Source organism: Arthrobacter oryzae, from assembly GCF_037911235.1.
GTDB classification, from domain to species: Bacteria; Actinomycetota; Actinomycetes; order Actinomycetales; family Micrococcaceae; genus Arthrobacter; species Arthrobacter oryzae_E.
In genome coordinates, this window is record NZ_JBBLYW010000023.1 from 69,381 (window position 1) to 77,995 (window position 8,615).

An 8,615-nucleotide genomic window follows, 5' to 3' on the forward strand; every position below is an offset into this window, starting at 1 on the left:
TAGGTTCCGCGGGCTACTCAGCGTTGAGGAACTAGCTGCTGATGGCCGACTTCATTTCGTCCACAGCCTTCTTGCCTGCTTCCTCCGTGGACAGCCGGTCGAACAGGACCTCCGAGGTGTAGCGCTTGACGATCTCCTGGATGGCACCGGCGCCCTTCGGCGGCGGGGCCGGGGCTTCACCGAGCTCGTCCTTGATCTGGTCGATGAACTTGACCACCTTGATATCGGCGGGGGTCAGCTTGGGCTCGATTGCTGCCCGGACCTCGGAGTTGGGGTAGACGCCGCGGTCGGCCAGGAGCGCCTCGCCGGCTTTGGTGTTGTTGGCCAGGAAGTCGATGAACTTAGCGGTTTCCTCCGGGTGCTTGGTCCGCGAAGACGCGGACCAGAACTGGGACGCCTTGTACCAAAGGTTCGCATCTGCCGACGTACCGGTCTTGGACGGGAAGCGCAGGATCTGCAGCTCTCCGCCTGCAGCCTTCTCGAGCGCCGGCAGCTGGTTGGACCACCAGAATGCCAGTCCGTTCTTGCCGGTCGCCAGGCCGCTCTGGTCCAGCGGTGCGGCCTCGGCTTCGACCACCTCGGAGGCTGACGGGACGGCCTTCTTCTCGCTGAGCTGCTTCAGGAACGCCCACCACTCGGCGATGTCGCCCGGCTCGAAGCCCAGCTTCCCGTCGTCGGTGTACAGGGACTTGCCGTTCTGCCGAAGCCACACGCCGAGCGAAGCTTCGTCCGTGCCGTAGGCCGCCGCGCCGTAGGTGCCCTTCGGCGACTTCGCGGTGACCTCGGCGGAAATACGCTCGAAGTCTTCCCATGTCCAGGTGCTGTCGTCCGGAAGTTCAACGCCGGCAGCCTTGAAAACGGCCGGGTTGGCCAGGATGGTCGCCGCATTGATGCCCGCGGCAATGCCCGTCAGGCCGTCCTCGTTCTTGCCGGCGTTGAGGGCTGCCTCGTCAAACTTCGACGTGTCGATGTCGTACTTGGAAAGGTCCAGCAGGGCGCCGCGGCTTGAGTACTCCGTGATGTATTTTTCGTCCATCTGGATGATATCCGGGGCATCGTTGGCGGCGACCTGCGTGGCCAGCTTGTCCCAGTAACCGCTCCAGTCGCCGAACTCCGGCTTGATCTTGATGTTCGGATTCTCGGCTTCGAAGGCTGCAATCGCGGCCTGCGTCAGCTGCGCCCGCTTGTCCCCTCCCCACCAGGAAAAGCGGAGTTCAACTTTGCCGTCGGCACTTTGCGGAGCGGCTCCCCCGCCGCACGCACTGAGGGCCAGCACGACGGCGGCAGCTGCGGCGACCGCGCCGGTTCGGCGCAGCCTCCGCCCGGCTCGAGCGGATGTTGCCTCTGCTGCCCCATGACTGGCGGCTGAGGCAGGGCGGGAAAATAGCGGCACTGGATTCTCCGATCTTCTTTGATCTTGAAAGCTGATGGGGTTGGGAAACTGGGTGGTGGAAGCGGGCGAGAAAACGCTTTCTCATGACTGAGAATACAAGCAATGGACTTGTAATACAAGGTATCCCGCTGCGGAATTACCGAGCAAATTTCACCCGCCCGCCCAACGACACGGGGTGGAGGGGCGCGAAACCCATCCACCCCCGCGCAGGCTGAAATCCGCAGGCAGGCTGAACCCGCAGGGTTACTTGATGCCCGTCGTCGCGATCCCCTTGATGAGGAAGCGCTGGCCGAACAGGAACACCAGGAACACCGGCAGCAGGGACACGATGGACATGGCGAAGAGCGAGCCCCAGCTGGTGGCCGACTGCGAGTCCACAAACGCCCGCAGGGCAACGGGCACCGTGAACATTTCGGGATCCGTCAGGTAGATCAGCGCGCCGAAGAAGTCGTTCCAGGTCCAGATGAACGTGAAGATGGTGGTGGTGGCGAGGGCCGGCACCATCAGCGGCAGGATGACGCGCAGGAAGATGCGCGGGTGGCCGGCGCCGTCGATCCGCGCGGCTTCATCCAGCTCCTTGGGAATGCCCCGGATGAACTGCACCATAAGGAACACAAAGAACGCGTCCGTGGCCAGGAGCTTGGGCACAATCAGCGGCCAGAAGGTGTTCACCCAGCCGATCTGCGAGAACAGGATGTACTGCGGAACGATGATCACGTGGAACGGCAGCATGATGGTCAGGAGCATGATTCCGAAAAACAGCTTCTTGCCGCTGAACTGCAGCCGGGCGAAGGCGTAGGCGGCCATGGAGCAGGAGATCAGGTTGCCCAGGATGGAGCCGATCACCACCACTGCCGAGTTGAGCATGTAATGCCCGAAGGGGTGGGTCAGCGCGGACCAGCCGTCGGTGTAGTTGCCCATTTCCAGGCTGTTGAGCCAGAGGCCGGGCTCGCGGAAGATCAGCTCGTTGGGCCGGAGTGACGAAACCACCATCCACAGCAGCGGGTAGATCATGATGCCGCCGGTGATGATCAGGACGGCGTGCTTGGCCAGGGCCTTCATGCGCGCGCTGCGGCTGAAGGCCAGCGATCCGCGGGATTCGCGTTTCCGGCTGCCGCCTTTGGGACCCCTGCCCTTCGTTGTGCCCCCGGAGGACGGCAGTTTCTCCGGAGCCGGCAAGGTCTGTAGTTCAGTCATCGTAGAACACCCAATACTTTGAAGCGATGAAGTTGATGGCCGTGAAAGCGCCGATGATCACCAGCAGGAACCAGGCCATCGCGGAGGCGTACCCCATGTCGAACTGGCCGAATCCCTTCTGGTAGAGGTAAAGCGTGAAGAACATGGTGGAGTCGGACGGCCCGCCGTTTCCTCCCGAGACGATGAACGCCTGGGTGAAGGACTGGAAGGACCCGATGATCTGCAGGACGAGGTTGAAGAAGATGATCGGGCTCAGCATCGGCAAAGTGATCCGCCAGAATTTCTGCAGGGTGGTGGCTCCGTCAACCTCGGCCGCCTCGTAGTACATGTTGGGAATCTGTCGCAGGCCGGCCAGGAAGATGATCATGGGGCTTCCGAAGGTCCACACGTGGAGCAGGATGATGGATCCGAGCGACGTGGACGGATCCGAGATCCAGCCCGGTCCGGTGATTCCGAACATGGCCAGCACCTGGTTCACCAGGCCGGAGGTTCCGAAGATCTGCTTCCAGAGGATGGCAACGGCCACGGAGCCGCCGAGCAGCGACGGCAAGTAGAAGATGGACCGGTAGAACGGCAGGCCGCGGAGGCCCTTGTCCAGCACCAGTGCAATCAGCAGCGCGACGGCCAGCTGCAACGGTACGCCGACCAGCACATACGTGAAGGTCACGCGGAGTGAGTTGTGCAGCCGCGCGTCTTCCAGCATGCGGGTGAAGTTGTCCAGCCCCACCCATTCCGGCGGCTGCAGCAGGTTGTAGTCCGTGAAGGACAGGTAGAGGGACATGATCATGGGGCCCACGGTGATGGCCACGAGACCGATCAGCCAGGGCAGCAGGAAGATGTAGGCCGCCTTGTTGTCGCGGCGGTTCGCGCGTTTCTCCTCGGCCGTGGCCGGCCCTTTGCGCCGGCTGATCGTGGACAATTCGCCAATAGCGCTCATTGCCTCCCCCTCGGCTGACGGACGCCTTCCGGCGTCCCCGGATAATGCTGTGCGGCCATGTGGTCTCCTTTGGTCATCGTGGCCTTCCACGGCGTGCTGGTGTGAAGTGCATTCGCCGTCACGGGCCCGCGCCGATCAGTTCCGGCACCACCCGCCTGACTGGCTTCCGGAGTGACCGGGCCAACAGCGGCTTTGTACCAAAGTAAACGCTTTCTTGACCGCTGTACAGCCTTTTGCTAATTTTTGAGAAAGCGTTTTCTGACTTCGGTACATTCCGGATCAGAGCATCTGCGAGAGGCAGGACAACGATGTTTGCACCCGGCAGGCCGCGCCGATGAATCCCGGCACCCCTGACACTACCGGCGGCCCGGGCTCTCCAGGCACCCGCCCAGCGCCGCGGCCCAGCGCCATCGGCGGCTACGAGGACTGGCCGTCCTACGTGGGCGCCCGCCGGCGGCACGTCGCGGAAACGACCGCCGGGCAGGAACTGGCGGACGCCCTGGGTGTTCCGGCCGCCCCGGCAGACCCCGCCGCGGTGCGGGATTCCGTGGTGCTGGAGTCGGAGGAAACGCACGACGGCGTCACTACTTCGCGGGTCAGCTGGCAGTTGGGCTTTGGTCCCCGCACCGGTGCCTGGTTCATGCGGCCGGCCGGCCGGACCGGACCCCTGCCCGGACTGCTGGCGCTCCATTGCCATGCCGGGATCAAGTCCGGCGGCGCGGACCGCCTGGTGGACCCGCGGGCCGCGGACCTTCAGCAGCGGCTCTATGGCGGCCGCCCGTTTGCCACCTGGCTAGCAGCGCAGGGCTTCGCCGTCCTGGCCCACGACACTTTCTCCTGGGGCAGCCGCCGCTTCGATCTCGGCACGGCGCCGTGGCGGACAGCCGCCGCGGTCGAGGGCCGCAAGGCACTGTGGCGGGAGGTCGGCGTCGTACCTTCCGCAGCGGAGCTGTACGACGCCGCGGCGGCGGCGCACGAGGACACCGTGGCGAAAGCGGCCGGCCTGCTGGGCACAAGCTTCGCCGGAATGGCGGCGCACGACGACCTCGCGGCCCTCAATGTGCTGGCCGGCCTTCCGGGTGTGGACGCCGGGCGGCTGGGGAGCATCGGCTTTTCCGGCGGAGGGGGCCGGTCCCTGATACTGGCCGCGCTCAGCCCGCTCATCCGCAGTTTCGTGGTCACGTGCATGATGACCACATACCGGTCGCTGATCCCGGCCTACCTGGATGCGCATTCCTGGCTCCTGCAGACGCCGGGCCTGTCACGGCTGGGCGACTATCCGGAGCTGGCAGCGCGTTCCACGGCGGACCGCTTCCTGGTGCAGTACGCGCTGGCGGACGAACTGTTCCCCGAGGACGGGATGCGCGACGCCGACGCCACCCTGCGCGCCAGCGGCACGGGCCGCTACAGCGGCAGCTTCTGGCCGGGCGGGCACGCCTTCACCACGGACATGCAGGACGAGGCCGCGTCCTTCCTGCGGCAGCATCTTTCCCCGGCTCCCTTCGCCTTCGCCCGCCAGAACGGACAGTCATGACAGCCATTTCCTTCAGTTCCCCCGCGGCCGGGCCACTCCATTCAGTCCCGCGGGTCGCACTCGTCGGCGCGCACGGTTACGGGGCCCGCCACCTGGACAACCTGGCCCGCCTCGGCAAGCTCAACCTTGTGGAGCTGGTCGCCGTGGCGGACCCCCGCCCGCCGGCCAAGGGCACGCTTCCTGACGGCGTGGCCGCGTTCACCTCGCTGGAGGAGCTGCTGGCCGCAGGATCCGCGCCGGACGTCGTGATCCTGGCCACCCCCATCCAGACGCACGCGCCGCTGGCCCTTGCGGCCATCGCTGCCGGCGCGGACGTCTACGTGGAAAAACCGCCCATGGCGTCCCTGGCCCAGTTCCACGAAGTGCTCGCCGCCGCGCAGGAAACGGGCTGCCTGGTCCAGGTGGGGTTCCAGAGCCTCGGCTCCCATGCCCTGCCGGCGCTGGACCGGCTCCTTGAGAGCGGTGAAATCGGCGAGGTCCGCGGCGTGAGCGCCGTCGGCACCTGGGTTCGCACCAAGGGCTACTTCAAACGTTCACGCTGGGCGGGCAAACGCAGCCTGGACGGTACCGATGTGGTGGACGGGGTGGCCACCAATGCCCTGGCGCATGCGGTGGCCACCGGGTTGCGGATGGCCGGCGCGGCGCTGGCGGACGACGTCGTCTCCGTGGAGACGGACCTGTACCGTGCCCACGCGACCGAAAGCGATGACACCTCGGTGATCCGGGTGCGCACGGCCGGCGGAACGGTCCTCCTCTGCGCCCTCACCCTGTGCGCCGATAAACAGACCGCACCCTGTGTCACCATCGACGGCACCCTGGGACGGGCTGAATTCTTTTACACCGAGGACCGACTGACAATCACAACGCCCGAGGGCGAGCGCACCGAAACATTCGGCCGCACCGATCTGCTGGAGAACCTCCTGGCGGCCCGGCGCTCCCCCGGGGCTCATGGACTGCTCAGCCCGCTGGCCGGCACCGGCGCCTTCATGACGGTCCTCGAAGCCATCCGGACAGCGGAGCCGCCCCGCGCAATTGGCGCCGCACACGTCTCCTGGGAGGGCGAGGGCGACGACGCCCGCCCGGTTGTCCGCGGCATCGGCCAACTGGTGTGCCGGGCCGCGGCGGCACAGGCCACTTTTGCGGAGCTCGGCGTGCCCTGGACGGATGAGCCCGGCGGCACGCCCCCCGCCACACCGCCGGACGCGTTCACCGTGAACGGGACTGTGGTGGCGAGGCGGGCAGACGGCAGCCGGATCACACCCACGTCCTCCCCCCGCCCGTACCTCCACCCGGTCAGCACGCTGGCCGGCACCGTAGTGACAGACCACCTGCCCGAGGACCACGTCTGGCATCTCGGTGCGGGCGTTGCCATCCAGGACGTGGACGGCGTCAACTTCTGGGGCGGGCGCACTTACACCCGCGACGCCGGAGCGTACGCGTGGCGGAAGGACCACGGGCGGATCGTCACCCTCGCAGTGGAGCGCGGCGCACACGGAGATTCGCTGACCGAAAGGTTGAACTGGCTGGCGCCGGGCAGCTCCGCAGACCCCGGGGTTCCTGTCCAGAGCGAACCCCTCCTCAGCGAACGGCGGACGTGGAGCTGGGCCGCCGTCGACCCCTCCACGTGGCGGCTCACTCTCGACTTCGAACTCGTCCCGTCCGGACCGGAGCCGGTCAAACTGGGCAGTCCGGGCTCGAACGGCCGGCCGCAGGGCGGCTACGGGGGCTTTTTCTGGCGCCTTCCGTCCGCCGACGGGGCCAGGGTGTGGACGGCATCCGCGGAAGGGGAAGACGCCGTCCACGGCGCCGTCGCCTCCGCTGCGGCACCGTGGCTGGCGTGGTCGGGCACCTTCCGGAACGGAGAGCCCGACGGCGGTCCGGCCACCCTCGTCTTCCTGCCCCGGCCCGAACCGGAGCAGCCCGCCGACCCGTGGTTTGTCCGCCTGGCGGGCTATCCCGGCGTCGGACTGTCCCTGGCATGGGAGCAACGGGCAACAGCCAGCCACGCCCGGCCGCTGCACCGAACCGTCACGGTCCTCGTGGCCGACGGCCTCCTGACCACCCGCGAAATCGAACAGCTCATCACCACTTTGGGGGAATCCGCATGAACACCGCTACCCAACAGGCACAGCGCGCCGCAGCAGCAGAAGAAGCCGCCGCGGGAAACCCGGCCGACCGCGCCGTCAAACGCCGGCGCGTCCTGGACATCCTGGACGCAGCGGGCCGGGACTCGCTCCTGCTCACCACGAACACGGCGCTGACCTGGTACCTGGACGGAAGCCGCGTCCACATCAGCCTCGCCGGCGATCCCATCGCCGCAATGCTGGTGGACCGCGACGGCGACCACCTGGTCACCTTCAACAACGAGGCGGCCCGGATCGCGGCGGAAGAACTACCCGACGGCGTCGCCCTCCACACGGTGCCGTGGCACGGTCAGCTGCACGCTGCCGCAGCCATGCTCGCCGCCGGCGGTAAGCCGCTGGCCGAGGCCGATGTTGCCGCGGACCTGAGGACCGCCCGCCAACAGTTCCTGCCCGGTGAGAGTGCCCGCTACGCCAGGCTGTGCGCCGAGACGGCGGCCGCAATGACCGATGTTCTCTCGAAAACCACACCGGAAACCACGGAGTTCGGTGTTGCCTCCGCCCTGGCCGCGCGGATCGTGGCGATGGGGGCCGAGCCGCTGGTGCTCCTCTGCAATGGCGCAAGCCGCAGGGAGTTCCGGCATCCGCTGCCCACGCACGCGCCGATCGGCCGGCGGGCCATGGCGGTGGTGTGCGCACGCCGCAACGGCCTGGTGGCCAATGTGACCCGCTGGGTGCGGTTCGACGCCGGAACCCCGGACGAGCTCGATGCCGAAGCCCGGATAGCCGCCGTGGAGGCGGACATCTTTGATGCCACCGTCCCGGGCGCACGGCTTGACGGCATCTTCGCGGAAATCCAGGAAGCGTACTTCCGGCACGGCTTCGGCGCCGACCAGTGGACCCGCCACCATCAGGGCGGCCCGGCCGGCTATGCGGGCCGGGATCCCCGGGCGACCCCGGCCACCGACGACACCGTGGTGCTCGGCCAGACCTTCACCTGGAACCCCTCCGGCCCGGGGGTGAAGATCGAGGACACGGTGCAGCTCACCGAGTCGGGGATCACCGTCCTCAGTGCGGACCCGCGCTGGCCCGCCGCCGTCGTGAACGGCATCCGGCGGCCGCTGACCCTGGAGTTGTGAGCACGCAACATGGAGTCATCGGTATAGACCAGTGAGCTCCTTTGGGCGAAAACAACGGAAAAATATTCGGTCCTGGCAGCCGAGGTGATGCCCCATCGATTGGATTTGACTTGAAAACCTAGTCCGATTCGGTGGGGCCTTGCTGCCTCCCGGCCGGGGCGGGCCCGGAGGCTCAACGATTCCCTTCAGCGGGATTGTTGAGCCTCCGTTACGTGGCCGGGGAAAGGTTTTCGGCGTGTTTTTTCTCACGATCCGATCCCTTGCGGCCTGAACCGGAGCGTCAATAGCGTGGCACGGGACCGCGACGTACAGCGAAGGACTGCAATGCCATCAG

At 66.9% G+C, this 8,615-nt stretch carries 6 protein-coding genes; 3 read left to right on the top strand and 3 right to left on the bottom strand.

Translation table 11 applies throughout. The annotated features are described in order from the left end of the window. Window positions 1–31 precede the first annotated feature (31 nt). The 3 genes from WMN78_RS07725 to WMN78_RS07735 all read right to left on the bottom strand — a co-directional run bounded on the left by WMN78_RS07725 (window position 32) and on the right by WMN78_RS07735 (window position 3,527). Window positions 32–1,393 (bottom strand): ABC transporter substrate-binding protein, encoded by a 1,362-nt coding sequence (locus WMN78_RS07725; protein WP_340533064.1) that lies wholly within the window; start codon window positions 1,391–1,393, stop codon window positions 32–34. 243 nt (window positions 1,394–1,636) lie between these two features. After that, a complete protein-coding gene (locus tag WMN78_RS07730; protein WP_340533065.1) occupies window positions 1,637–2,590 on the bottom strand; it encodes a carbohydrate ABC transporter permease in 954 nt (317 codons plus the stop codon). Continuing rightward, window positions 2,583–3,527 carry a sugar ABC transporter permease gene (locus WMN78_RS07735; protein WP_340533066.1) on the bottom strand — a complete coding sequence of 315 codons (945 nt, stop codon included), beginning with the start codon at window positions 3,525–3,527 and terminating at the stop codon, window positions 2,583–2,585. Before WMN78_RS07735 ends, WMN78_RS07730 begins: the two co-directional genes overlap by 8 nt. 334 nt (window positions 3,528–3,861) lie before the next feature. On the opposite strand from WMN78_RS07735, the gene WMN78_RS07740 reads away from it, so the two are divergent. Genes WMN78_RS07740 through WMN78_RS07750 form a run of 3 tightly spaced genes read left to right on the top strand, consistent with a single transcriptional unit; the run spans window position 3,862 to window position 8,281 of the window. Beyond that, window positions 3,862–5,061, top strand: a complete 1,200-nt coding sequence (locus WMN78_RS07740; RefSeq protein WP_340533067.1) for an acetylesterase — start codon at window positions 3,862–3,864, stop codon at window positions 5,059–5,061. After that, complete coding sequence (locus tag WMN78_RS07745) at window positions 5,058–7,169, top strand: DUF6807 family protein (RefSeq protein ID WP_340533068.1); 2,112 nt, start codon at window positions 5,058–5,060, stop codon at window positions 7,167–7,169. The genes WMN78_RS07740 and WMN78_RS07745 overlap by 4 nt, the downstream gene beginning before the upstream one ends. Continuing rightward, window positions 7,166–8,281 (top strand): M24 family metallopeptidase, encoded by a 1,116-nt coding sequence (locus WMN78_RS07750; RefSeq protein ID WP_340533069.1) that lies wholly within the window; start codon window positions 7,166–7,168, stop codon window positions 8,279–8,281. The genes WMN78_RS07745 and WMN78_RS07750 overlap by 4 nt, the downstream gene beginning before the upstream one ends. Window positions 8,282–8,615 lie beyond the last annotated feature (334 nt).

Coding starts and splice junctions, on each gene's coding strand:
- WMN78_RS07730 (WP_340533065.1), bottom strand. CDS start 2,590: ATGACTGAACTACAGACCTTGCCGGCTCCGGAGAAACTGCCGTCCTCC.
- WMN78_RS07735 (WP_340533066.1), bottom strand. CDS start 3,527: ATGAGCGCTATTGGCGAATTGTCCACGATCAGCCGGCGCAAAGGGCCG.
- WMN78_RS07745 (WP_340533068.1), top strand. CDS start 5,058: ATGACAGCCATTTCCTTCAGTTCCCCCGCGGCCGGGCCACTCCATTCA.
- WMN78_RS07750 (WP_340533069.1), top strand. CDS start 7,166: ATGAACACCGCTACCCAACAGGCACAGCGCGCCGCAGCAGCAGAAGAA.
- WMN78_RS07740 (WP_340533067.1), top strand. CDS start 3,862: ATGAATCCCGGCACCCCTGACACTACCGGCGGCCCGGGCTCTCCAGGC.